The sequence below is a fragment of the Methylobacterium mesophilicum genome (genome assembly GCF_022179445.1).
Classification (GTDB): Bacteria; Pseudomonadota; Alphaproteobacteria; order Rhizobiales; family Beijerinckiaceae; genus Methylobacterium; species Methylobacterium mesophilicum.
Window position 1 is genome coordinate 1 of sequence record NZ_BPQU01000051.1, and the last position, 23,666, is coordinate 23,666.

Sequence of the window (23,666 nt, forward strand, 5' to 3'; positions counted from 1 at the left end):
CCCCCTCTCCCGTGCGGGAGAGGGTTGGGGTGAGGGACCAGGTTTTTCCGGAGCAGTCGCATCCCTCACCCTGTCCCTCTCCCGCACGGGAGAGGGGACCCCCGCTTCATCTTCAGACGTGCGAGCCGGATGCCTTCCAGAGGTGAGAGGCGCCGGCCCCGTCACGAAAATACCTCCGCCAGCGCCCGCTCGACCCGGGCGGTCGAGCCGGATTCGTCCAGCGGGTTGCGGCGCAGGCGGTGGCGCAGGGCGGCCGGGGCGACCCGGCGGATGTGGTCGTCCGTGACCGACCCGGCGCCGTCGAGGGCCGCCAAGGCCCGGGCTGTGCGCATCAAGGTGAGTTCGCCGCGCAGGCCGTCGGTGCCGAGCGCCAGGCAGAGCTGCGCGGCGCGCTCCAGCGCCGAATCCGGCACCGTCAGGCCCGGAAGGCGCTCCCGGGCCAGCAGGATCTTCTTCCGGATCGCGGCCTCGTCCCGCGCGCGGGCGGCGCAGAACCCCTCGGGGTCGCGCTCGTAGGCGTCGCGCGCGCGCACCACCGCAATCCGGGTGGCGATGTCCCGCGGGGTCGCGACCTCGCAGGCCAGCCCGAACCGGTCGAGGAGCTGCGGGCGCAGCTCCCCCTCCTCCGGGTTGCCGGAACCGACCAGGACGAACTTGGCGGGGTGGCGCAGGCTGAGGCCCTCGCGCTCCACGGTGTTGATCCCGGAGGCCGCCACGTCGAGCAGGAGATCCACCAAGTGGTCCTCCAGCAGGTTCACCTCGTCGATGTAGAGAAAGCCGCGATTGGCCCGGGCCAGCAGCCCCGGCTCGAATGCCTTCACGCCGGCGCCGAGCGCCCGCTCCAGGTCGAGGGTGCCGACCACCCGGTCCTCGGTGGCACCCAGCGGCAGGTCCACCACCGGCACCGCCGTCTTGTGACTCTTGCGCGGGCCCGGCGTGGCCGCGCAGTGCGGGCAGGATTCGGCCGGGCTGTCGGGATCGCACCTGTACGGACAGCCGACCACCGCCCGCATCGGCGGCAGCAGGGCGGCCAGCGCCCGGATCGCCGTGGACTTGCCCGTGCCGCGGTCGCCGAACACCAGCACGCCGCCGATGGAGGGATCCACGGCGGCGATCAGCAGCGCCTGGCGCATCTCGTCCTGCGCGACGATGGCCGAGAAGGGGAAGGTTGGCACGCGGTGACTCGATGCTGCTGGTGGGATCCGATCCACCCCCTCATCCTGAGGTGCCGAAGCGCAGCGGAGGCCTCGAACGAGGCCTCCGGGGAGATCGGGTTGCCGGCTTGAGGGCTCCGTCGACGCCCGCTGGCGCGGGCCCTCAGGATGAGGGAGCGGGTGGGAGAAGGGAACCCCTACTCCGCCGCCTTCTGCCGGAGCCCGATCCGCGCCCAGATCGTGGACAGCGCCCCGACCAGGTTCGCAATATCCGCGTCCGTGTGCAGCGGCGACGGGGTGATCCGCAGGCGTTCGGTGCCGCGGGCGACCGTCGGGTAGTTGATCGGCTGCACGTAGATGCTGAACTCGTCGAGCAGGGTGTCGGAGATCGCCTTGCACAGCACCGGATCGCAGACCATCACCGGCACGATGTGGCTGTCGTTGGGCATCACCGGGATGTCGGCGGCCTCCAGGGCCTGGCGAACCTTGGCGACGCGCTCCTGGTGGCGGGCGCGCTCTGTGCCGCTGGCCTTCAGGTGGCGGATCGAGGCCGCCGCGCCCGCCGCCACCGCGGGGGGCAGCGAGGTCGTGAAGATGAAGCCCGAGGCGAAGCTGCGCACGAAGTCGCAGAGCTTCTCCGAGGCGGTGATGTAGCCGCCATGGACCGCGAACGCCTTGCCGAGCGTCCCTTCGATCACGTCGAGGCGGTGGGCGACGCCGTCGCGCTCCGAGATGCCGCCGCCCCGTGCGCCGTAGAGGCCGACTGCGTGGACCTCGTCCAAATAGGTGAGCGCCCCATGCGCTTCGGCGACGTCGCAGATCTCGTCGATCGGGGCGATGTCGCCGTCCATGGAATAGACCGACTCGAAGGCGACCAGCTTCGCACGGGCCGGGTCGACCATGGCGAGCTTACGGTTCAGATCCTCCGGGTCGTTGTGACGGAAGATGTGGCGCTCGGCCCGGGAGAACCGGATGCCCTCGATCATCGAGGCGTGGTTCTCCGAATCCGAGAAGACCGCGCAACCCGGCAGCCGCGACGCCAGGGTCCCCAGCGCCGCCCAGTTCGACACGTAGCCGGAGGTGAACAGCAGGGCCGCCTCCTTACCGTGGAGGTCGGCCAGTTCCTGCTCCAGGAGCACATGGTAGTGGTTGGTGCCGGAGATGTTGCGGGTGCCGCCGGCCCCGGCACCGCAGCGGTCGATCGCCTCGTGCATCGCCCCGGTGACCGCGGGGTGCTGGCCCATGCCGAGATAGTCGTTCGAGCACCAGACCGTGACCGGGCGCGTGCCCGACGAGTGATGATGCGTCGCGTGCGGGAAGTTGCCGGCGTGGCGCTCGAGATCGGTGAAGACCCGGTAGCGTCCCTCGCGGTGGAGTCCGGCGATCTCGGCTCCGAAGAAGGTCTCGTAGTCCATGTCGCCTCTCCCCGATTGGTTCGCGGGTTGCCCCCGCCTGTGAGGTTGGATTTCGCACGAGACCAGTTCCAAAGTGGTGCGCGCGCGAACTCCCGTTGTGATGGCCGGGTCTACCCGTTGTCCCGCGGCCGTGCCGCGCCGTCGGGCCCGCGGGCCGGCAGGCTCCACCGCCACAATTCGGCCGAGGGCAGCGGCAGCATCAGGAACCAGTGTTCGAGCGTAGCCAGCGCCATCAGGGTCGCCAGCACGGTGAAGCCGACGAGCTCATGCGCCAGCAGGTCCGGGCCGAGCGCCGCCCGCCCGAGCAACCCCGCCGCGATGGTCCCGAGGCTCACCGAGACCGGGAACAGCAGGTTCATCGGCTTGCGCGAGAGGTAACAGGCCAGGTAGCCGAGGTGATCCGGCAGGAACTCGGCGTGCAGGTTGCGCACCCCGAGGAACAGGTTGAGCCGCGCCGACAGGTTCATCACCACCAGGGCGCCGTAGGTCCACAACGCGATGGTGTTGGCCCCGCCCCAGACCAGCGCCAGGATCACCAGGCCGCCGATCACGATGGCGAATTCGTGCCACAGGCTGGTGGCGAGCGCCGCCAGGAACCGGTCGAGACCGCGCAGGCCCGGCGCGCAAGCGACCGGCTTCGGGCCCGACAGGAAGCCCATGTAATAGCTCATCTCCTGCCAGCCCCAGACCACCAGGGCCGCCGTGAAGGCCGTGTAGGCCCCGGCAGCGCTGGTGGTCTGGGCGCTGGTACGGATCGCCACCAGGGCGCCGGCAAGCAGCAGCGTCGCGCCGGCCATGCTCCAGGGATGCGTGCGCCGCGGCGCATGGTCGAGCAGCAGGATCAGCCCGGTGGAGAACCACCAGAGCAGAAGCGCGTAGACCACCGGCGCGGCGTAGGTCCCCATTCTACCAGACCGGCTGGAGACGGATATCGGCCGGCAGGGCGTTCGCCTTGACCGGCAGGAGGTAGAGCTGGACGAAGGTGGCGGCCGCGCGCAGCACTTGGACTCCGTGCTTCAGCTTACCCAGGACGCCGCCCTGGGCCCGGGCTTCCGCGATCGCCCGGGAGCAGGCGAGCAGCGTCTCCAGGCCGGCGTGGAACTTCGGGTTGTCGAGGTCGAGCTCCAGCGGGAAGGTCTGCCGCGAGATCTCGGAGGTGATGCGGAAAACCCTGTAATCGTAGTCGGTCGGATCGACCCCGAGCGCGGCGTGGAAGGCTGGGCGGTGATGGTCACGCACGTACATCGTGGCGAAAACCGCCAGCAGGAAGAACCGGATCCAGTAGCGGTTGATGCCGCTGGTCAGCTTGGGGTTGGCGCGCATCAACAGCGCGAACGCCTCGCCGTGGCGGAACTCGTCGTTGCACCACAGCTCGAACCACTTGAAGATCGGATGGATGCGCCGCTCCGGGTGCTTCTCCAACTCGCGGAAGATCGTGATGTAGCGGGCGTATCCGATCTTCTCGGACAGGTACGTCGCGTAGAAGATGAACTTCGGCCGGAAGAACGTGTATTTTTTCGACTTTGTGAGGAAGCCCAGGTCCACGCCGATGCCGAAATCCTTGAGCGTGTCGTTGATGAAGCCGGCGTGGCGGGCCTCATCGCGGCTCATGAAGCCGAACAGTTCCTTGATGTCCTTGTTCTTGGCGCGCTTTCTCATCTCGGCGTAGAGCACGCAGCCGGAGAACTCGGCGGTGATCGACGAGACCAGAAAGTCCAGAAACTCCTTCCGCAACTCGGGCTCCATCTGCGACAGGTCGCAGTCGAAGTCGGCGTTGCGGGTGAAGTGGCGCTTGTTAGGGTCGTCGCGCAACTCGGCGATGAGAAGATCCCAGTCCCGGCGCACGGGCTCGACATCGGTGCGGTCGAGCTCGACGAAATCGGTGGTGTAGAAGCGCGGGCTCAGGAAGGTCGTCTCCTGGGCGGCCTTGGTCGATTCGTTGACCGGCGTTTTCGGGACCGGCTGGCCGGAGAGCGGCGGGACAGGAGCGTTCACAGCTTCCTCCTCTCGGAAAAACTGACCTCGTAGAGTTCGGTCAGTTCGAGATGGGCGACGAGCTTGGTCCAGGCCCGCTCAAGCGGACCGGCCCGGGTGACGGTGGCGGTGCGGCGGACGGTGAGCCGCTCGCCATAGGGTACGGAGGTCGGCGCGTCGTGGACCTGGACCTCGTCGCCGGGCTCGATCTCGAAGCCGGAATCCAGGGTCACATGCGCGTGCAGGCTCTCGGGCGTCTGCTCGATCTCGACCGTGCAGGGCACAGTGACGGTGCGGCTCCCGAACAGGCCCATCAGCGTGTCCCCGGGCTGGCGGCGGCGAGCAGCCGGGCGAAGGCGCCGGCATTGGTCGGGCCGAACGCCTCGAGAGGCACCCGGCGGCCGGTGGCGTCGTCGGCGAGCGAGAGGCGGCCGTCGTCGTAGCGGGTCAGGCTGAACGGCTGTTCCTGGCCGAGGCCGTCGCGCTGGCGGGCCTGGGCCAAGCCCCGCAGCGTCCCGCGCAGAAAGCCGTCCTCGCCGGGCCGGATCCAGGCGACGATCTGACGGTCGGCGGCGTTGCGCAGGGCGATCGAGCCGTCGACCTGATCCTCAGCGCGGAATTCGAGCCGCTCGACCGGCTTGGCCGGCGGCAGGGCGATCATGCCGATGCCCTCGCTGCGCCCGATCAGGACGGCCAGCATGGAGAAGCCCATCAGCGCGCCCGCACCGATCATCAGCAGGGCCGGTGCCGGTCCTGCTGATCGGCCGACGCTCTCCGCCCGCTCGCCCATCGCGCCTCTCCCTACTCGGCCGCAACGAGGCGGCCGGGATTGTCTTGGACCGCCCGCGGACGCGGGACGATCATGGGCCGCACCGTCTGAGACGCCTCGGCATGGGCCTCGATCGCCCGCGCCAGGACCATCGCGACCGCATCCGCATCGGGCACGGATCGCAGCATGGGCTGAGTCCGGCCGAGACGCCAGGGCCGGGCATGCGGCCACAGTTGAAGGTAGGCGATGCGGAGGCCCGGCCGCAACTGGAGCGGCAAGTCTCCGCTCCCGTCCGTGAAGGCACGCAACGCCGCACCCTCGATCTGGGCGAAGGGCACGTTGTGGGTCACCGGCAGGGCGATCCCGGCCTGCAGCACCACCCGGCGGTTGGTGATCGTGTAGACCGTGGTGCGGTGGGTCAGCCATGCGAACAGACGGAGCAGGGCCAATCCGACCGCTCCGACCACCAGCGTCGGCCCCACGGTGGAGAGCGCCGCCGCGGGCGAACCGGCGCTGAGCCCGAAGGCCAGGGCGCAGGCGGCGAACCAGGCGGCGACCAGGCGGGCGTGATAGATCCGGATCAGCGCGCCCCCGGTGGTCGGCGCACCCTGCCACAGGATGCGCTCGCCCGCCGGAAGCGGGCCCGGCAACCCGCGCAGGGTGCCCTCGGGCAGGAAATCGCCGCTCATAGCAGGGGCTCCGCCCGGGCCGGGGTGGCGTAGAGCGTGCCGGCGCCGAAATAGGCCATGATCCGCTCCTCCTCCAGGAAGGTGATGCTGTCGGGATCCCGGGTCGCCGGGATGTCGGCGAACTGATCGGCGAGCAGGGCTTCGGACTTCACCGTCTTGGTGAAGCCGCCGGCCCGGCAGAACGCGGACGGCATCAGCCGGCGTCCGCCCGTGGGCAATTCGACCTCGTAGTAGCGGATCAGCGATTCGCCGCGGTCGATCCAGACGTCGCTGACGACGCCCGCCACCCCGTTATCGGTGCCGAACACGGTCATGCCGATCGGGTTCGGGCCGTCCTCGTGGACGACGAAGGCGGTGGCGACCCGCAAGGGCACAATCCGCTTCTCGTCGTCCCAGGTCCTGTCGTGGACGTCGTGGCGGACGACCCAGGAACCGGGGCCGACGCCGGCCTGGAGCGACGTTTCGGTCCGCTCGTACGGCGCGCCGGGCCAGGGCTCGACCTTGCGGGCCGGGATCCCGGTCTCGATGTCGTCGCGGCCCTGCATCGCCTGCGGCGCGTAGGTGGTCTCGCCGCCCGGCAGGTGGAACGCCTTGGAGCGCGGGATCAGGACCGGATCCGGCGCCTTGCGGCGACCGACGATCTCGTTCTCCAGCGGATAGCCCTCCCGGCGATCTTCCCGGCGCAGCCAGAACACAAGGCCGGCGAAGAAGATGAAGAAGGCGTAGAGCACGACCTGGGCGACGTCGACGTAACCCGTAATGGCGCCGGTTGGCATGGTTGTCCTCCCCGAGTCTCAGGCCGTCCGTTCGGCAAGGGTGCCGCCGAGGCGATCTCGAACCGTTGCACGCGCGTCCTCCCGCACGAGCGGACCCAGGGCGATCAGGGCCGCGAACAGGAGGGCGATCTCGATGTGGTAGACGATGAGGTAGCCGATCGCGGGCTCGTTCATGCCCTCGCCAAGCACCCCCGACTGGGCGATGGCGCCGCCGACGTCGCGCACCACGCCGCTGGCGGCGATCGAGAGGCCGGCTGCGGTCGCCTGCACGGCGCCCCAGGCCCCGAGCGCCAGCCCGGTATCCTCGGGGCCGGCGCGGTTCATCGAGGCGGTGAGCGTGCCGTGGGCGAACAGGCCGCCGCCCAGCCCGATCAGGCTCACACCGGCCGCGAACAGGTCGGACGAGGCCAGCGGCGCCGCGAAGACCACCGCCGAGAACGCCAGGATGCCGATGCCGACGCCCACCGCCGAGACCCGGAACGGGTCGCCGCCGCGCCCGAGCCAGCGGGCGGCAATCAGCAGGCCGAGCCCACCGCCGGCGGCGAGAAGCGCTGTCAGTGCCGTGGTCGCCCCGACCGAGAGATGGAGGATCTGGCCGCCATAGGGCTCCAGAAGGATATCCTGCATCGAGAACCCCGCGGTGCCGAGCCCGATCGCCACGAGGCGCCGCCGCGCGGCACCCTGCCCGGCATAGTCGCGCCAGGAGGAGCGGAAGTCCCGCGCCGGGGCGGTCCGGCTCCGGTTCGGGTCGCGCGGCTCCTGCTTCCACAGGGCGATCCCGTTCAGCACGATGGTCACCAGGGCCGCGCCCTGGATCACCTGGATCAGCCGCACGGGGGAGAAGTGGGCCAGGAACAGCCCGAACAGGAGGGCGCTTGCCATCATGCCGAACAGCAGCGCGACGCATAGCAGGGCCACCACCTTCGGCCGGGCATGCGCGGGGGCGAGGTCGGTGGCGAGGGCGAGGCCGACCGTCTGGGTGGTGTGCAGACCGGCTCCGACCAGCAGGAACGCGAAGGCCGCCGCCACGTCCCCGACCCAGAGTGGGCCGGTGGTGTCGCCGGACAGGATCAGCAGCGCGAACGGCATGATCGCCAGGCCGCCGAACTGGAGCAGGGTGCCGAACCAGATATACGGCACCCGCCGCCAGCCCAGGACCGAGCGGTGCGTGTCCGAACGGAACCCGACCAGGGCCCGCAACGGCGCGAAGATCAGCGGCAGGGCAAGCATCACGGCGACGATCCAGGCCGGCACGCCGAGTTCGACGATCATCACCCGGTTGAGCGTGCCGATCAGCAGCACCGCCGCCATACCGACCGTGACCTGGAACAGGGCGAGCCGCAGCAGACGCCCCATCGGCAACTCGACGGTGGCGGCGTCCGCGAAGGGCAGGATCGCCGGGCCGAGGCGCATCAGGGCGCGGGTGAGTTTCTGGGAGGCCGTACTCATGACGACGCCCCGGGCCGGGTCGCGTCCCCGCGTTCGGAAGGCCCGGACGGGCGCGTCCGTGTCAGCGCAACCGCGTTCGACAGGTAGAAACCGCTGTTGACCCTGTGACTCCGCGCCCAGGCGAACCGGTCGAGCGCCGGCTCCGAAGAGATGCGCCGCCGGAGCCCGCCCTCCGTCACCGGAACGATCGCCGGCGAGCGGTCGCCGCGGGGGAAGAACTGTCCGGCCGCGTGCATCAGGGTCAGCAGCGCCGTGCGGGGCGCCACCGTGAACAGCACCGAGCCGTCGGTGCGGGCGCCCAGGACAGCGAGGGCCCGGACGATGTCGGCGGCGCGGTAATGGATCAGCGAATCCATCGCGACCACGTGGTCGAAGCGGCCGAGATCCGGGTCGAGCATGTCGCCGACGCGGAAGTCGATCCGGCCGGCGCCGGATATCGCCGGCAGGCGCTCCCGTGCGAGTTCGACCAGGGTCGGCGAGACGTCGATAGCGACAACTTCCGCGCCGCGCCGTGCGGCCTCGACGCTGAGCGCCCCGGTACCGCAGCCGGCATCGAGCAGGCGCAGGCCGGTCATGTCGGCGGGCAGCCAGGAGAGCAGCGTCCCGCGCATCGCGTCCCGGCCGGCCCGCACGGTGGCGCGGATCCGGCTCACCGGCGCATCGGAGGTCAGGCGCGACCAGGCCTCGACCGCGGTGCGGTCGAAGTAGGTGGTCAGTTCACCCCTGCGGGTGTCGTAGCTGGCGCCCGCCATCAATCGAATCCCAAAAATTCGAACAGGTCGCGGTCCTTCATCGGCAGGGCCTCGCATGGCTCCCCGCCGGCCCAGAGCGTCTCGGCCAGCCGCATGTACTCGGCCGTCACGGCGTCGAGCTCCGGGGTGGATTCCATTTCGAATAGGGTCGACTTCTTGAGCCGCGAGCGGCGGACCACGTCGAGGTCGGGAAAGTGCGCCAGCCGCTTCAGGCCGACCGCGTCGTTGAACCGGTCGATCTCGTCGGTCTTGGCCGAGCGGTTGGCGATGACGCCGCCGAGCCGCACCGGGTAGTTCTTGGACTTGGCATGGATCGCCGCCACGATCCGGTTCATCGCGAAGATCGAGTCGAAGTCGTTGGCGGTGACGATCAGCGCCCGGTCGGCATGCTGGAGCGGTGAGGCGAAGCCGCCGCAGACCACGTCGCCCAGCACGTCGAACACGACGACGTCGGTATCCTCGAGCAGGTGATGCTCCTTGAGGAGCTTCACGGTCTGGCCGACCACGTAGCCGCCGCAGCCCGTGCCCGCGGGCGGCCCGCCGGCCTCGACGCACATCACGCCGTTGTAGCCCTCGACCACGAAGTCCTCGACGCGCAGCTCCTCCGAATGGAAGTTCACCGCTTCCAGGGCGTCGATGACCGTCGGGGCGAGTCGCTTGGTCAGCGTGAAGGTCGAGTCATGCTTTGGGTCGCAGCCGATCTGCAGCACCCGCTTGCCGAGCTTCGAGAACGCCACCGACAGGTTCGACGAGGTGGTGGACTTGCCGATCCCGCCCTTGCCGTAGACCGCGAACACCTTCGCGGTGTCGATCTTCAGGTCCGGGTCGAGGGCGACCTGGAGACTGCCTTCTTCCTTCCGGGCAACGACCGGGTTGCGAATGGCGATGTTCATGCGGCGACTCCTGCGGTGACGCCTTCGAGACGATCTTCCAATTCCTCCTCGGCCCGGTCGAGGGCGTCCCGCATCTCTGCGTTCGGAGTCCAGAAGCCGCGCCGGTGAGCCTCGATCAGCCGTTGGGCGACCTTGGCGGAGGCGGTGGGGTTGAGGGAGGCCATGCGTTCGCGCATGGCCGGGTCGAGCACGTAGGTCTCGGTGATCCGCTCGTAGATCCAGGGCTGGACCGCGTTGGCGGTGGCCGACCAGCCGACCGTGTTGGTCAGGTGGGATTCGATCTGGCGCACGCCCTCGTAGCCGTGGCCGAGCAGGCCTTCGTACCATTTCGGGTTGAGCATGCGGGTGCGCGTCTCCAGCGCCACCTGCTCCTCCAGGGAGCGCACGCGCCCCTCCCCGCGGGTCTGGTCGCTGATGTAGATCGGCACCGCCGCGCCGCGGGCCTTCGCCACCGCCCGGCCCATGCCGCCGAGCCCGTCGAAGTAATGGTCCACCGAGGTGACGCCGACCTCGACCGAGTCGAGGTTCTGGTAGGCCATGTCGACCGAAGCCAGCACCGCCTGCATCAGGGCCCGCTGCGGCGCCGGCTTGCCCGTGCGGCCATACGCGAAGCTCTTGCGCCGCGAGAACGTCTCGCACAGCTCGGCATCGTCGTCCCAGGCCCCCGAATCGACCAGTTGGTTGACGTTGGCTCCGTAGGCGCCCTCGGCGTTCGAGAAGACCCGCAGCGCAGCGGTCTCCAAGTCGCAGCCCTGCTCCGCCTGGATTGCCAGCGCGTGCTTCCGGACGAAGTTCTTTTCCAGCGGCTCGTCGGCTGTAGCGGCGAGGAAGGATGCTTCCGCGAGGAGCTTGGTCTGGAGCGGCAGCAAATCTCGAAAAATACCCGAGAGGGTGACCACCGCGTCGATCCGCGGGCGGCCGAGGGTTTCCAACGGGATCAGCTCGGCGCCGCTGAGCCGGCCGTAGCCGTCGAAGCGCGGGGCTGCGCCGATCAGGGCCAGCGCCTGCGCGATCGGGCCGCCCTCGCTCTTGAGATTGTCGGTCCCCCACAGGACCAGGGCGACGCTCTCGGGATAGGGTTTGCCGTCTGCGGCGAAGCGCTCGAGGATGCGCTCGACCTGCCGGACGCCATCGGCCACCGCGAAGGTCGAGGGCAGGCGGTACGGGTCGAAGCCGTGGATGTTGCGTCCGGTCGGCAGGATCGCGGGGTTGCGCAGAAGGTCGCCCCCGGCCACCGGCGGGATGAAGCGGCCGTCGAGCGCCCGCAGCAGGGCCGGGACCTCGTGGTCCCGCGCCAGCAGGGTTTCGCTCCGGGCGAGGTCCGAGAAGGCGGTGCGGGTCTCGGGATCGCCGGGCAGCCCGGAGGCCGCGAAGGCGGTCTCGATGCCGGCGCCGGCGACCAGGGCGGCTATGCCCGCACGGTCCGGCTTCAGCCCGTGCGAGGCCTCCGCCAGGGCGAGCAGCAGATCGATCCGCTCCTCCTCCGGGACACCTTCGCCGACCACGTGCAGCCCGTGCGGGATCAGGGTCTGCTCCAACTCCTGAACGGCGGACCAGAGGTCGCCGACCCGGACGCCGAGATCGCCGGTCCAGGCCGGCTCGGCGGCCACGAGGTCGAGGGCCGCGCCCTGGTACTGGATCATCCGGGCGAGGGTCTCGCGCTCGGCCGCCGCTTCGAGATCGAGCCCGCGCCAGCGCTCCATCGAGCTCTTCAGGTCGAGCAGCCCGCGATACAACCCGGCGGTGGCCAGACTCGGGGTGAGGTAGCTCACCAGGGTCGCGGCGGAGCGGCGCTTCGCGAGCGTCCCCTCGGACGGGTTGTTGGCGGCGTAGAGGTAGATGTTCGGCAGCGCCCCGATCATCCGCTCCGGCCAGCAGGCCTCGGACAGGCCGGTCTGCTTGCCGGGCATGAATTCGAGCGCCCCGTGCGTCCCGAAATGCAGCACGGCGTCGGCGGAAAAATCCTCGCGCAGGTAGCGGTAGAAGGCCGAGAACGCGTGCGTCGGCGCGAAGCCGCGCTCGAACAGCAGCCGCATCGGGTCGCCCTCGTAGCCGAAGGCCGGCTGCACCCCGACGAAGACGTTACCGAACTGCGCGCCGAGCACGAACAGGTCGGCGCCGTTGGTCTGGTGGCGGCCAGGTGCCGGGCCCCACTGGGCCTCGATCTCGGCCAGGTAGGTCTCCCGGCGCACGTGGTTCTCCGCCGGGATGCGGGCGTGGACGTTGGCCTGGGTCCCGTAGCGCTTGGCGTTGCCCTCGAGGATCCCGTTGCGCAGGGCGTCGACGGTCTCCGGGACATCCACGGTGTAGCCTTCCCCGGCCAGGCCCTTCAGGGTGTTGAGCAGCGAGGCGTAAACCGACAGGAACGCCGCCGTGCCGGTGGCGCCGGCATTCGGCGGGAAGTTGAACAGCACCACGGCGATCTTACGCTCGGCCTTGGGCGTCCTGCGTAGGGACACGAGGCTCCGCACCCGCTGGGCCAGCCGCGCGACCCGTTCGGGATGGGCGCGCATGTCCCGGGCGTTGTCGCTGCCGGAGGCCGACGAGCGGCCGCCGAACACCATCGGCGCGGTGGCGCCGTCGAGTTCGGGAATCGCGACCATCATGGTCGCCTCCACGGGTGACAGGCCGCGCTCGCCCGCCTCCCACTGCTCGATCGTCTGGAATTCCAGCGCCTGGGCGGCGATGTAGGGCACGTCGAGCCGGGCCAACATCGCCTCGGCGGCGGCGGCGTCGTTGTAGGCCGGGCCGCCGACGAGCGAGAAGCCGGTGAGCGACACCAGGGCGTCGATGCGGGCGCGCCCGTCCTGCATGAAGAAGGCGTCCACGGCCGGACGGTTGTCGAGGCCGCTGGCGAAGGCCGGCACCACCTCAAGGCCCCGGGCTTCGAGGGCGGCGATCACCCCGTCGTAATGGGCGGTGTTGCCGGCCAGCACGTAGCTGCGCATCAGCAGCAGCCCGACGCGGCCCTTCGCGTCGGTGTTGCGGGGCAGCCGGGACGGATCCTGGCCCATCCGGCCGGCCAGGCGGGGGTGGTAGAGGCCGGTCTCGGGATAGTCGAGCGGGGCAGGCGCGGCCGGTCCCTCGCGCCACGCCACGCGGGCGCCGGCGGCGTAGCGGTGCACCAGGAAGCGGACCAGGGCGGCGACGTTCTCGTCCGAGCCGGCGAGCCAGTATTGCAGGGTCAGGAAATAGGCGCGCACGTCCTGCGCCGAGCCCGGAATGAAGCGCAGGATCTTCGGCAGCTTGCGCACCAGCGCCATCTGCCGGCCAGCATTGCCCTGCTGGCCGGGCTTGCCACGCAGCTTCTTCAGGAAGTCGAGGGCGCTGCGCTTGTTGCCGCTCATATCGAAGCGGCCGAGCCTGGTCGTCTTCACCACCGCGCTCGCCGACATGCAGCCGACCATCGCGTCGCAATCGTCGCGCCGGGCCGCGAGCGCCGGGAGGATCGCCCGGACGTGCTCATCCATGAACAGCATGGCCGAAAGCACGATGTCGGCCTGCGCGATGTCACCCCGGCAGGCGTCGAGCGAGGCGGGATCGTTGTCCCACTCCGCCGCGGCATGGAAGCCGAGCACCACCCCCGGCATCTCGGACCGCAGGCGCAGGCGTGCCCGCTCCACCGCGCTCGCGAGGTGGTTGTCGAGCGTGACGATGACGACTCGGATCGGCGGCCGACGCTTGGATGCGTCCGCCTTGGCCGAGCCGGCCGCCTGGCCGGCGGTGAGCGCTCTAGCGGCCATAATGCGCCTTGGCGTCGTAGAGGGTTTCGAGGGTGATGAGCGGCAGCCGCCGCTCACGGGCGAATTTCTCCGTGTTGCTGCGCGCTTTGCCGCGCACGAAGAACGGGATTTTCTTCAGCTCCTTCTCGGCCTCGGGCGCCCAGGACGCGGCCGTGATCACGACGTCCTCGTCGAGGAGGATCGCCGCCGGCGGTGCCGGATCGGCCGCCTCGGATGCTTCCGGCGTGGAGACCGCGAGGGCGTTGCCGCCGAGATGCGAGGGCCCGACGCCGTCGTGGAATTCGGGGTCCTCCCGGAACATCCCGAGCAGGTGCTCCTCCAAGCCCATCATCAACGGATGGACCAGGGTGTCGAACAGGACGTTGGCGCCCTCGAAACCCAATTGCGGAGCGTAGCGCGCCGGGAAGTCCTGGACGTGGATCGGGGCTGAGATGACCGCACAGGGGATGCCGAGCCGCTTGGCGACGTGGCGCTCCATCTGGGTCCCGAGGACCAACTCGGGGGCGGCGGCGCGGATCGCGGCCTCGACGTCGAGATAATCGTCGGTGACCAGAGCCTCGACGCCGTGCTCGGCGGCCTCGGCCCGAACTTCGCGGGCGAATTCGCGGCTGTAGGTTCCAAGGCCGACGACGGTGAAGCCGAGCTCCCGCGCCGCCATCCGGGCGATGCCGATGGCGTGCGTGGCGTCGCCGAACACGAAGACGCGCTTGCCGGTCAGGTAGGTCGAATCGACAGAGCGCGAGTACCACGGGAGCCGCGAGCCGGGGCCGTCGAGGAGCGGCGCCGGATCGAGGCCGGCGAGGTCCGCAACCTCGGCGACGAAGCGGCGCGTGGCGCCGACGCCGAGCGGCACCTCACGGGTAAACGGCTGCCCGAAACTCTTCTTCAGATACTCGGCTGCGCTGCGAGCGGTCTCCGGGTAGAGCACGACGTTGAAGTCGGCCTCCTTGAGGCGACCGAGGTCGGCCGGGCTGGCACCCAGCGGCGCCACCACGTTCACGTCGACCCCGAGCGTATCGAGCAGCCTGCGGATCTCGATCAGGTCGTCGCGGTGGCGAAAGCCGAGCGCCGTCGGGCCGAGGATGTTGCAGAGCGGACGCCGGCCCGGCTCGTGCGCTGGACGCGGGCCCGGGGCTCCGGCGAGCGCCCGGACCAGCCGATAGAAGGTCTCTGACGCGCCCCAGTTCTCTTTCTTCTGATAGGCCGGCAGCTCCAGCGGGATCACCGGGATCGGTAGGTCGAGGGCCTTGGCCAGCCCGCCCGGATCGTCCTGGATCAGCTCGGCGGTGCAGGAGGCGCCGACGATCATCGCCTGCGGCTGGAAGCGCGCGTAGGCGGCGGCGACCGAGGTCTTGAACAGCTCGGCGGTATCGCGGCCGAGATCCTGCGCCCGGAAGGTCGTGTAGGTGACCGGCGGGCGGGCATCGCGCCGCTCGATCATCGTGAACAGCAAGTCCGCGTAGGTATCGCCCTGCGGTGCGTGCAGCACGTAGTGCAGCCCGGTCATCGCGGTGGCGACGCGCATCGCGCCGATATGCGGGGGGCCTTCGTAGGTCCAGAGGGTGAGCTGCATCGCCCTACACCTCCAACAGCGCGCGACGCCGGAGCGGACGCGCGAACAATTCGGCAAGGTCGCCGGCCTGCTCGTAGCCCTGCACGGGCGTAAACAGCAGTTCGATCGACCACTTGGTCGACAGGCCCTCGGCCTCAAGCGGGTTGGCGAGACCGAGGCCGCAGACTGTGAGGTCCGGACGCGCCGCCCGGCAGCGGTCCATCTGGTCGTCGAGGCTCTGGCCCTCGGTCACGCGGGTCCCCGCCGGCAGCATCTCGATCTCGGCCGCCAGATGCGCCCGGTGGAGGTACGGGGTCCCGACCTCGACGAGTTCCGCGCCGAGTTCGCGGGCGAGGAACCGGGCAAGCGGCACTTCGAGCTGGGAGTCGGGGAAGAAGAACACCCGCTTGCCAGTGAGATTTTCGCGGTGGGCCGCAAGCGCGGTCTGAGCCCTAGCGCGACCGGCCGCGGTCGCTGCCGCGAAGGATTCGTCGGCAACGTCGAACGCCTCGGCGGCCGCCTGCAGCCAGCCGGTGGTGCCCTCGGCGCCGAGCGGGAACGGAGCGGCGAGGCGGTGGGCGCCGCGCTCGTCGAGGGCCCGGGCGGTATCGGCCAGGAATGGCTGGGCCAGCAGGTAGCGGGTGTTTCGTCCGACCGCCGGCATGGCTCCGGCGCGGCGGGCCGGAAGGAACCGGACGTCCGTGATCCCCATCGCGGAGAACATCCGGACGAACTGGTCCTCAACCACGTCCGCCAGTGCGCCGACGATCAGGAGCGACGGCTCTGCATCGGCGGATGACCGGGGCAACTCCGGCACGAGGGCGGCCAGGCAGGCATCCTCGCCCTGCGTGAAGGTCGTCTCGATGCCGGAGCCGGAATAGTTCAACACCCGCACCGGCGCGAGGCGCCCCGACAGGCGTTGGGCCGCCCGGGACAAATCGAGCTTGATCACCTCGGACGGGCAGGAGCCCACGAGGAACAGCAGCTTGATGTCGGGCCGGCGCTCGATCAGCCGGGTGACGACCCGGTCGAGTTCCTCGTTGGCGTCGGCGATGCCGGCGAGGTCGCGCTCGTCGATGATCGCAGTGGCGAAGCGCGGCTCGGCGAAGATCATCACCCCGGCCGCCGACTGGATCAAGTGGGCACAGGTGCGGGAGCCGACCACCAGGAAGAACGCGTCCTGGATCTTCCGGTGCAGCCAGACGATGCCGGTGAGCCCGCAGAACACCGCGCGCTGACCGTGCTCCTGATGGAAATCGATGCTGCCGCAGGCGGCCGATGTTGCAGTGACGGGCGGTTGGACGGGCGCGTTCACGACAGCGCCTCCGCCAGATGCGGCCGGTCGGCGTCGAGGCCTCCCAGGCGGGCGGCCCGGAGCTTGAGCAGGAACTGGCCGGCGTTGATCACGTAGGTGGCGTAGGCCGCCAGCGCGAGGATCAGCAGGGCCCGCTCATCCAGGGCGCCGGTGATCAGTGCGGCGAGGTAGGCGGTGTGGAGCGCAAGCACCAGCATGCTGACCACGTCCTCCCAGAAGAAGGCCGGGGCGAACAGCCAGCGGCCGAATACGACCTTTTCCCAAATCGAGCCGGTGACCATGATCGCGTAGAGTGCCAGGGTCTTGGCGACGACCGAAACTTGGGCGGCGAACAGGCCGTGCCCGGTGGCGAGCGCCCGCAGCACCAGGACCAGACTCACCAGGAAGATCAGGAATTGCAGCGGGGCGAGCAGCCCCTGCACCAGCGTCCAGGGCGAGGCGTCGCGTCTCTGGCGCTGGGCGGACGTGTAGAGCGGTCGTGATGGCCGGTCCCCGGGACCCATGCATCCGCTCCCCTGTGCTCGGCGACGCCCGTCGGGTGTCATCGTTGGCAGAGGCTAGGGCCGCGGCACCAAAAGTGTCAAGTCCGCTTGACGCCTTGTTGGAGTGACACCGGTTTGATATATTTTCTTTGTTCCAAGTCATTGCCAAGATCGACGGCTCAGGTATCGTTCCGAACGCTGGTCGACGCTTTCGATGGCTTGGCTGGTTCGATTCGAGGATCTGCGACGACGAAGACTTGAGAAGACCGGCGGGCAACGCCGCACTCGACGCGCTTGCGGAACCGCCGGCCCACCCGGGTCGGGGCCGCTTCTGGGAGGGATGCCGATGGGAGACTGGAGGCATTTCGGTGAGCGTCTGGATCCTGGTCCGATCGCGGGCGGATGCGGCGCGATGGGCGACGGACTGTCGGCCTACGGCGACGGGCCGCGGGTGCGCCACCAAGCCATCCCGCGCCCCTCCTCCGACGACAAGGCGGTGCCGGACGCGCTGGCCCGCCTGGTCGAGGCGGAGATCCTGCCCCGCCTGATGATGGCCCACCGGCCAGTCGGGCGCCGGGCCCAGAGCGACCGGGCGCCGAGCCCGGAGGAGATCGCGGCCTTCAGCGCCCTGCTTCTGGCCCCCGGGCCGATCGACCTGGACGGCCAGGTCTCCGCGCTGCGCGAGGGCGGGCTGCCGCTGCCGCGCCTGCTGCTCGACCTGCTCGCCCCGGCCGCGCGCCATCTCGGGGAACTCTGGGAGGAGGACGCCTGCGATTTCCTGGCCGTGACCGAGGGACTCGGCCGGCTGCAGGCGGTGAGCCGGCGCCTCTGCGCGCAGCTCGAGGACGAGACCGTGCCGGCCAACGGCCGCAGCGTGCTGCTGCTGCCCTGCCCCGGCGAGACCCACCATTTCGGCCTGTCGATCGTCGCGAGCTTCTTCCGCGAGGCCGGCTGGGACGTGACCACGGCGGTCCCCGGCCCCGGGGTCGATCCCCTGACCCTGCTGCGCGCGGAGTGGTTCGACGTGGTCGGCCTGTCACTGTCCTGCGACGTGTTCCTGCCGGCGCTGTCCGGCACCGTGACGGATGTCCGGAAAGCCTCCAGCAACCCGGAGGTCCGGGTCATCGTCGGCGGCCCGTATTTCGCGCGCTACGGCGGCGAGGCGGGCATCGTCGGGGCGGACGCTTGCGCGCCGGACGGCTGCTTGGCGCCGGCGACCGCCGAAGCTTTGCTGGACAGACGGGCCATGGCCTGCTGAAAGGGGCAAATTTTCAACTCTCACGCAATGGTGATCGTGACGCCCCAGCCTCACCCCACCCCGCAGCCGCCGCCTCAGGCGCTGCTCCAGGTGGCCGGCCACCTCGACGGAGAGGCGGTCGGACGCCTCGTCGCGGCATCGGCCGACCTGTCCCTGGTGGTGGATGCCGACGGGGTGATTCGGGATGCGACGGCGGCTGCCGACCTCGACGCCGAGAACATCCCCGGCTGGCTCGGGCGGCGCTGGATCGACACCGTGACGATCGAGAGCCGGCCGAAGGTCGACGCGCTGCTGCGCGACGCCCAGACCGGCGGCATCACCCGCTGGCGGCAGATCAACCACCCCTCCCCCAGCGGCGTCGACCTGCCGATCCGCTACGCCTCCCTGCGCTCGGTGGAGGGCGGCCCGATCCTGATCCTCGGCCGGGACATGCGGGCGGTGGCCGCGCTCCAGCGCCGGCTCACCGACGCCCAGCAGGCCCTTGAGCGCGACTACGACCGCCTGCGCGCCGCCGAGACCCGGTACCGGCTGCTGTTCCAGATCTCCGGCGAGCCGGTGCTGGTGCTCGATGCCGGCACCCGCCGGGTGATCGAGGCGAACCCCGCCGCCGCACGCCTGCTCGGCCGCCCGGCCAAGCGGCTGGCCGGCCAGGACGCGGTCGACCTGTTCGAGGCGGGCAGCGCCCGCTCCCTGGAAGCGCAGTTCGCCGCCCTGCGGGCGACCGGGCAGGCCGGCGAGTTGCGGGCCGCGCTGCCGCACGGGCGCGGCGAGGTCACGGTCTCGGTGTCGCTGTTCCGCGGCGAGGGCGGCCCGAGCGCGCTGATGCGGATCGTGGCCGATTCGGCCGCCGCCGAGGCCGGCTCCGACCAGGAGGCGCCGACCCGCGCGGTGATCGAGGCGATGCCCGAGGGCTTCGTGGTCACCGATCCGGCCCGCCGGGTCCTGATGGCCAACGCCGCCTTCCTGGAGCTGGCGCAGCTCGCCACCGAGAGCCAGGCCCGGGGCCGCACCCTCGACCAGTGGCTCGGCCGCGAGGATACCGAGGCGCAGGCCCTGTTCGCCAGCCTCGTGGACCACGGTTCCGTGCGCCGCTTCGCCACCGTGATCCGCGGCACCTATGGCGGCGTCGAGGATGTCGAGGTCGCCGCCGTCTCGGTGCCCGGGTCCCGCCCGTGCCTCGGCTTCGCGATCCGCTCCGCCCCGCGGCGGATCCCGGAGGGGCGGCTCGCCGGCAGCCGCGACGTGCCGCGCTCGGTGGAGCAGATGGCCGAGCTGGTCGGCCGGGTCTCGATGAAGACCCTGGTCCGCGAGACTACCGACCTGATCGAGAAGCTGTGCATCGAGGCGGCCCTGCGGATCACCCGGGACAACCGCGCCTCCGCGGCCGAGATGCTCGGCCTCAGCCGCCAGGGCCTCTACGCCAAGATGCGCCGCTACGGCGTCGGCGACCTCGACTCACCGGCCGATGACGGGTGATTCTTTTTGAGGTTGGGGAAGGCGCGGCTGCCGGCTGCGTCCAGCGGGCCTGGCCGTAAGCGCCGACGCTTACGGCCTTTTCCCCTCCCCCTTGTGGGCTTGCGGATTCACACGTTGCAGTCGGATGGTTCTCGACCGCATGAGCAGTCTGTCCGAGGCCATCACGTGCCCACCCTCCCCCGCAGAGGGGGGAGGGAGACGCGCTTGGGGTTAGCGTCGGTCCACATCCACCGGGCGATGTGTGAAGATCGGGGCCGGCAGGGGGCGGGCCTATCGTAGCCCGACAGCGGGTGGGCGGCAGGCGTGGCCGAGGGCCGCCCCCCCCCCACGGTGAAGCGCGGACGTTGCACAAGTCGTCCGATCCGCATCACCCCGAGGGCGGACGGTCCCCCGTATCCGTGCCATACCGCATCCCGAGCGCACGCCGCGCGACAGCGAACGTCGAGCATGGCCACCATCACGTCGCTGCCGAACCGGTTCCTCAACGCCGTGAAGCGGTCGTTCCGGCAATTCCTCGCCCTGCCGCTGGCCACCGTGCTCGGCTTCGTGGGATTGAACGCCCTGATCTATCTCGCCGACCGGTCGTGGTCCGCCGGGCAGGCGCCGGCCGGTTTCCGGTGGCTCGGCGACCTGTTGGGCGACAGCGCCGCCCTGGGCAGCCTGCTGACCACCGTGGCGTCGAGCATCATCACGGTGACGTCGATCACCTTCTCCCTCCTGCTCATCGCCGTGCAGCAGGGCGCGGCCGCGCTCACCGCCCAGGTGACCGACCAGTTCATGGCCCGGCGCACCAACCAGTTCTACTTCGGGTATTTCGTCGGCCTGTCGGTCTTCGTCCTGATGACCCTCGTGACCAATACCGGCTTTCACCGGCCGGTGTTCGGCACATCCCTGGCCCTGGTGCTGACCACTTCTGCGCTCTGCCTGATCATCGTGATGATCTACAACACGATCGACCAGATGCGGCCCGCCCAGATCATCCAGTTCATCCACGGCCGCGTGCTGGAGGCCCGCGCGACCGATCTGCGCCGGCTCGCCGCGACCCGCAGGACCGCCCGGGGCGACTGGCCGGTCGTCGCCGTGATCCGCTCCCGCGAGTGCGGCTACGTCGTCGGCTTCGACCTCGACCGGATCCAGGCGGCCCTGGACCGGCATGCGGGCGGGGCCGCGGAGATCGAGTTCGAGATCGCGGTCGGGACCTACCGGGCTCTGCACGATCCGCTGTTCCGGCTGCGCGGCCGGCCCGGCGCGCCGCTCGACGCGGCGGCGCGCGAGGCCGTCGTCGGGGAGGCGCTGAAGGCGCTGTCCTACGATGACGGGCGCGACCTCCGGAACGATGCCACCTACGGTCTGCACCAGCTCGCCACCATCGCGTGGACCTCGGTGTCCACGTCGAAGTCGAATCCCAGCCCGGGGCTCTCGGTCGTCCAGGCCCTGCGGGACATCATCGCGCACTGGGGCGACGGCGCGACCGCAACGGGCGAGGATGCGGGATCCGGCATCGTGTACGGCGATGCCGCCCCGATCGCGGCCACCGACGCCCTGGAGGCCGTGATCGTGGTGGCCTCGGAATCGATGCAGTCCCAGACGCTTGCCGAAGCCCTCACCAGTGTGGCGATCCTGCTGCGCCACGTCGATCCGGCCACCGCCGCCCGGCTCGCCGACATCGCCAGCCGGGCGCTGTCGAGCCTCGGCGAGCATGTCCTGACCCGCCAGCTCGAAGCCGCCCTGGCCGACCTCACGGAGGCGCTGCGGGCGCGCGGCTTCGTCGCCGTGGCGGGCGCCGTGTCCGACGCCGCGTCCGGGCTGGCGGAAAGCCTGGGCCGGCTCAACTCCCGGTCGACCCGCGTGCCCGGCACGGTCTCGTAGCGGGGCCTGCGATCCGGGTCCCGGGCCCTGGGGCAAGGCGGTGCGCCCGACGCTTCCTGGCGGCATACCGGCCCGCCCCCGTTGCGGCTACGGGCTACGCGGGTTGGAAGATTCATCCCCCGAGGTTTGATCCCCCAGACGGGATGACGGGGTTGTTCTCAGAACGACATCGGCAAGGACCAAGCGTCGGCAGGCAAGCGGGACGGTCCGCTGCCGCAAGCACCCTGAAAGGGGTGCCTCAGACCCCGCGGAAGCGCGCGAGGCCCGATGATCGGCTCCGGCATCCCGGGCCGGCAAGGACAGGGCGGGCTCGTATGGATCGTGGGGCGAGAATCCTGGGATTGCTGCAGATCACAGGTAGCATTCGCAGCGATCTTCCGAGGCAATGCCGGAATATGTGATCTTGTATTCAATTCGTTGCAGTATCGAAGCGCGAAGCCTGACAAAAATTTGATCGACGACTGAGAATTATCTGTGTGCCTGCGTGGTTTTCCGCCGTGCATTCCGGGATCGGTTGTGCAAAATCCAGTTGTCGGCGACGAGCCGGCACCGCCCGCGCCGACGTCCATTCCCCTCGATCCGTCGGCGCGGGTGTCTTCAGGTGGCGCCCTGTGCTTCAGCCACGCTGCAATAAAGTGAGGGGCAACCTTCCAGCCTCGTGGCGCAAGCCCGGGGCTGTTTTTCGTTTCAGGGCGGCTCGGTCCGATCCGCGGCGGACGATCCCGGATGCGGGGCCCCGGCCGGTCCGCGGCCCGCCAGACTTCGCGGTGCCGCGTCCGGCGGCCGGCGAACATCCGGGATTCACGAAGAATCGGCGCCGTCAGACTTCGTGGAGTTGACGAAGGCTGGCCCGCATCGGCTCGGTCGTGCGAACGATCGAGCGGGCGGCCGCGCGCGCCGTCGTGGTCGCGCTGGACTGATATTGGATTTTGTATTCGTAAACTTCCCGGGCCTTTGTACGCCAAGCCGCCGCGACACGGTTTCGCCAAGTGTAAATCCAGCTTGACACGCCCGGCGGCCCCGGTAGCCTGCGTCCATGGCCGCCACGCCCGCACCGAGCGCAGTCGTCGAGCTGCTCAAGCCCCTCACCTGGTTCGCTCCGATGTGGGCGTTCGCCTGCGGGGTGATCTCATCCGGACAGCCGGCCCACGGGCAATGGCCGGTGATCGCCGCGGGCATCGTGCTCGCCGGGCCGCTGGTCTGCGCCACGAGCCAGGCCGCCAACGACTGGTTCGACCGGCACGTCGACGCGATCAACGAGCCGAACCGGCCGATCCCGTCCGGGCGTATACCCGGCCGGTGGGGCCTCTACCTGGCCTTGGGCTGGACCCTGCTGTCGCTGCTGGTCGCGGCGGCGCTGGGGCCCTGGATCCTCGGGGCCGCCTTGTTCGGGCTGGTGCTGGCCTGGATTTATTCCGCGCCGCCCCTGCGTCTCAAAAAGAACGGGTGGTGGGGGAATGCCGCGGTCGGGCTCTGCTACGAGGGCCTGCCCTGGTTCACCGGCGCCGCCGTGATGGCCGCCGCCCTGCCCGACCGGCGGGTGCTGCTCGTCGCCCTGCTGTATTCCATCGGCGCCCACGGGATCATGACGCTCAACGATTTCAAGTCCGTGGAGGGCGACCGGCGCATGGGGCTGATGTCCCTGCCGGTGCAGATGGGCTCGGACCGGGCCGCCCGCTTCGCCTGCCTGGTCATGGCGGTGCCGCAGGTGGTGGTGATCGGGCTGCTGTTCGCCTGGGAGCGCACCGGCCACGCCGCCCTGGTGGCGGCGTTGCTCGCCGGGCAATTCGCCCTGATGGTCCGGTTCCTGAAGAGCCCGCGCGAGCGGGCGGCCTGGTACAACGGCACCGGCACGACCCTCTACGTCCTCGGCATGCTGGTCGCCGCCTTCGCGCTGCGACCTCTGGTGGGAGGGGCGTGATGACGCCTTCGGGTTCGAGCGCGGGAAGCGCCACCGCCTTCCCTCCCCCCTCTGCGGGGGAGGGTGGGCTTCGCGTAAGCGAGGGTCGGGAGAGGGGAGCGACGGCTCCGGAAAGGTCGCGACGGGAGTCACATCCACCAGCGTCGCGCTGCCCCTCTCCCGACCCCCTTCGGGGGCCA

General features: G+C 70.2%; 19 protein-coding genes. 4 read left to right on the plus strand and 15 right to left on the minus strand.

The window, feature by feature from the left end; all coding sequences use genetic code 11:
- Positions 1-161: 161 nt before the first annotated feature.
- The 15 genes from bchI to bchF all read right to left on the minus strand — a co-directional run bounded on the left by bchI (position 162) and on the right by bchF (position 16,984).
- Positions 162-1,175: a magnesium chelatase ATPase subunit I gene (gene bchI / locus MFF40_RS26725; protein WP_147854063.1), complete on the minus strand. Its 1,014-nt coding sequence runs from the start codon at positions 1,173-1,175 to the stop codon at positions 162-164.
- Positions 1,176-1,351: 176 nt separating this feature from the next.
- Entirely contained in the window at positions 1,352-2,569 is a 1,218-nt protein-coding gene (gene hemA, locus MFF40_RS26730) for a 5-aminolevulinate synthase (RefSeq protein ID WP_238262914.1), read from the minus strand.
- 110 nt (positions 2,570-2,679) lie between these two features.
- The gene (gene puhE, locus MFF40_RS26735; protein WP_147854061.1) at positions 2,680-3,474 is read right to left on the minus strand and encodes a putative photosynthetic complex assembly protein PuhE; all 795 of its coding nucleotides are present in this window, start codon (positions 3,472-3,474) and stop codon (positions 2,680-2,682) included.
- Position 3,475: 1 nt separating this feature from the next.
- Positions 3,476-4,564 carry a magnesium-protoporphyrin IX monomethyl ester (oxidative) cyclase gene (gene acsF / locus MFF40_RS26740; RefSeq protein ID WP_147897712.1) on the minus strand — a complete coding sequence of 363 codons (1,089 nt, stop codon included), beginning with the start codon at positions 4,562-4,564 and terminating at the stop codon, positions 3,476-3,478.
- Positions 4,561-4,857, minus strand: coding sequence for an O2-dependent cyclase accessory protein (locus MFF40_RS26745; RefSeq protein WP_147854059.1), 297 nt, complete (start codon positions 4,855-4,857; stop codon positions 4,561-4,563). Before MFF40_RS26745 ends, acsF begins: the two co-directional genes overlap by 4 nt.
- On the minus strand, positions 4,857-5,333 hold the full coding sequence (puhC, locus tag MFF40_RS26750; RefSeq protein WP_147854058.1) for a photosynthetic complex assembly protein PuhC: 477 nt from the start codon (positions 5,331-5,333) through the stop codon (positions 4,857-4,859). The genes MFF40_RS26745 and puhC overlap by 1 nt, the downstream gene beginning before the upstream one ends.
- An 11-nt stretch (positions 5,334-5,344) precedes the next feature.
- Positions 5,345-6,001 carry a photosynthetic complex putative assembly protein PuhB gene (gene puhB / locus MFF40_RS26755; RefSeq protein WP_147854057.1) on the minus strand — a complete coding sequence of 219 codons (657 nt, stop codon included), beginning with the start codon at positions 5,999-6,001 and terminating at the stop codon, positions 5,345-5,347.
- The gene (gene puhA / locus MFF40_RS26760) at positions 5,998-6,777 is read right to left on the minus strand and encodes a photosynthetic reaction center subunit H (RefSeq protein ID WP_147854056.1); all 780 of its coding nucleotides are present in this window, start codon (positions 6,775-6,777) and stop codon (positions 5,998-6,000) included. The genes puhB and puhA overlap by 4 nt, the downstream gene beginning before the upstream one ends.
- An 18-nt stretch (positions 6,778-6,795) precedes the next feature.
- Positions 6,796-8,226 (minus strand): BCD family MFS transporter, encoded by a 1,431-nt coding sequence (locus MFF40_RS26765; RefSeq protein ID WP_147854055.1) that lies wholly within the window; start codon positions 8,224-8,226, stop codon positions 6,796-6,798.
- Positions 8,223-8,978 (minus strand): magnesium protoporphyrin IX methyltransferase, encoded by a 756-nt coding sequence (gene bchM / locus MFF40_RS26770; protein ID WP_147854054.1) that lies wholly within the window; start codon positions 8,976-8,978, stop codon positions 8,223-8,225. The genes MFF40_RS26765 and bchM overlap by 4 nt, the downstream gene beginning before the upstream one ends.
- A complete protein-coding gene (bchL, locus tag MFF40_RS26775; protein WP_147854053.1) occupies positions 8,978-9,871 on the minus strand; it encodes a ferredoxin:protochlorophyllide reductase (ATP-dependent) iron-sulfur ATP-binding protein in 894 nt (297 codons plus the stop codon). The genes bchM and bchL overlap by 1 nt, the downstream gene beginning before the upstream one ends.
- Positions 9,868-13,614, minus strand: coding sequence for a magnesium chelatase subunit H (locus MFF40_RS26780; RefSeq protein WP_238262916.1), 3,747 nt, complete (start codon positions 13,612-13,614; stop codon positions 9,868-9,870). The genes bchL and MFF40_RS26780 overlap by 4 nt, the downstream gene beginning before the upstream one ends.
- Positions 13,604-15,187 (minus strand): ferredoxin:protochlorophyllide reductase (ATP-dependent) subunit B, encoded by a 1,584-nt coding sequence (gene bchB, locus MFF40_RS26785; protein ID WP_147897714.1) that lies wholly within the window; start codon positions 15,185-15,187, stop codon positions 13,604-13,606. The genes MFF40_RS26780 and bchB overlap by 11 nt, the downstream gene beginning before the upstream one ends.
- Before the next feature lie 4 nt (positions 15,188-15,191).
- On the minus strand, positions 15,192-16,481 hold the full coding sequence (locus MFF40_RS26790) for a ferredoxin:protochlorophyllide reductase (ATP-dependent) subunit N (RefSeq protein ID WP_378995148.1): 1,290 nt from the start codon (positions 16,479-16,481) through the stop codon (positions 15,192-15,194).
- Complete coding sequence (bchF, locus tag MFF40_RS26795) at positions 16,478-16,984, minus strand: 2-vinyl bacteriochlorophyllide hydratase (protein ID WP_147856957.1); 507 nt, start codon at positions 16,982-16,984, stop codon at positions 16,478-16,480. The genes MFF40_RS26790 and bchF overlap by 4 nt, the downstream gene beginning before the upstream one ends.
- A gap of 325 nt (positions 16,985-17,309) precedes the next feature.
- Here bchF and MFF40_RS26800 point away from each other — a divergent pair, with 325 nt between their 5' ends.
- The 4 genes from MFF40_RS26800 (at position 17,310) to chlG (ending at position 23,487) form a co-directional block, all read left to right on the plus strand.
- A complete protein-coding gene (locus MFF40_RS26800; protein ID WP_147856958.1) occupies positions 17,310-18,221 on the plus strand; it encodes a cobalamin B12-binding domain-containing protein in 912 nt (303 codons plus the stop codon).
- 27 nt (positions 18,222-18,248) lie between these two features.
- Entirely contained in the window at positions 18,249-19,697 is a 1,449-nt protein-coding gene (ppsR, locus tag MFF40_RS26805; RefSeq protein WP_147897715.1) for a transcriptional regulator PpsR, read from the plus strand.
- Positions 19,698-20,144: 447 nt separating this feature from the next.
- Entirely contained in the window at positions 20,145-21,566 is a 1,422-nt protein-coding gene (locus MFF40_RS26810; RefSeq protein WP_238262918.1) for a DUF2254 family protein, read from the plus strand.
- A gap of 1,036 nt (positions 21,567-22,602) precedes the next feature.
- A complete protein-coding gene (gene chlG / locus MFF40_RS26815) occupies positions 22,603-23,487 on the plus strand; it encodes a chlorophyll synthase ChlG (RefSeq protein WP_147857435.1) in 885 nt (294 codons plus the stop codon).
- The last annotated feature ends 179 nt before the right edge of the window (positions 23,488-23,666 follow it).

Excerpts from the sequence above, each read along its gene's own strand:
- MFF40_RS26765 (WP_147854055.1), bottom strand. The coding sequence starts at position 8,226 with ATGAGTACGGCCTCCCAGAAACTCACCCGCGCCCTGATGCGCCTCGGC.
- chlG (WP_147857435.1), top strand. The coding sequence starts at position 22,603 with ATGGCCGCCACGCCCGCACCGAGCGCAGTCGTCGAGCTGCTCAAGCCC.
- puhE (WP_147854061.1), bottom strand. The coding sequence starts at position 3,474 with ATGGGGACCTACGCCGCGCCGGTGGTCTACGCGCTTCTGCTCTGGTGG.
- ppsR (WP_147897715.1), top strand. The coding sequence starts at position 18,249 with ATGGTGATCGTGACGCCCCAGCCTCACCCCACCCCGCAGCCGCCGCCT.
- bchM (WP_147854054.1), bottom strand. The coding sequence starts at position 8,978 with ATGGCGGGCGCCAGCTACGACACCCGCAGGGGTGAACTGACCACCTAC.
- hemA (WP_238262914.1), bottom strand. The coding sequence starts at position 2,569 with ATGGACTACGAGACCTTCTTCGGAGCCGAGATCGCCGGACTCCACCGC.
- MFF40_RS26745 (WP_147854059.1), bottom strand. The coding sequence starts at position 4,857 with ATGGGCCTGTTCGGGAGCCGCACCGTCACTGTGCCCTGCACGGTCGAG.
- puhC (WP_147854058.1), bottom strand. The coding sequence starts at position 5,333 with ATGGGCGAGCGGGCGGAGAGCGTCGGCCGATCAGCAGGACCGGCACCG.
- MFF40_RS26800 (WP_147856958.1), top strand. The coding sequence starts at position 17,310 with ATGGGAGACTGGAGGCATTTCGGTGAGCGTCTGGATCCTGGTCCGATC.
- puhB (WP_147854057.1), bottom strand. The coding sequence starts at position 6,001 with ATGAGCGGCGATTTCCTGCCCGAGGGCACCCTGCGCGGGTTGCCGGGC.
- MFF40_RS26780 (WP_238262916.1), bottom strand. The coding sequence starts at position 13,614 with ATGGCCGCTAGAGCGCTCACCGCCGGCCAGGCGGCCGGCTCGGCCAAG.
- puhA (WP_147854056.1), bottom strand. The coding sequence starts at position 6,777 with ATGCCAACCGGCGCCATTACGGGTTACGTCGACGTCGCCCAGGTCGTG.
- MFF40_RS26810 (WP_238262918.1), top strand. The coding sequence starts at position 20,145 with ATGGCCACCATCACGTCGCTGCCGAACCGGTTCCTCAACGCCGTGAAG.
- bchL (WP_147854053.1), bottom strand. The coding sequence starts at position 9,871 with ATGAACATCGCCATTCGCAACCCGGTCGTTGCCCGGAAGGAAGAAGGC.
- bchB (WP_147897714.1), bottom strand. The coding sequence starts at position 15,187 with ATGCAGCTCACCCTCTGGACCTACGAAGGCCCCCCGCATATCGGCGCG.
- bchF (WP_147856957.1), bottom strand. The coding sequence starts at position 16,984 with ATGGGTCCCGGGGACCGGCCATCACGACCGCTCTACACGTCCGCCCAG.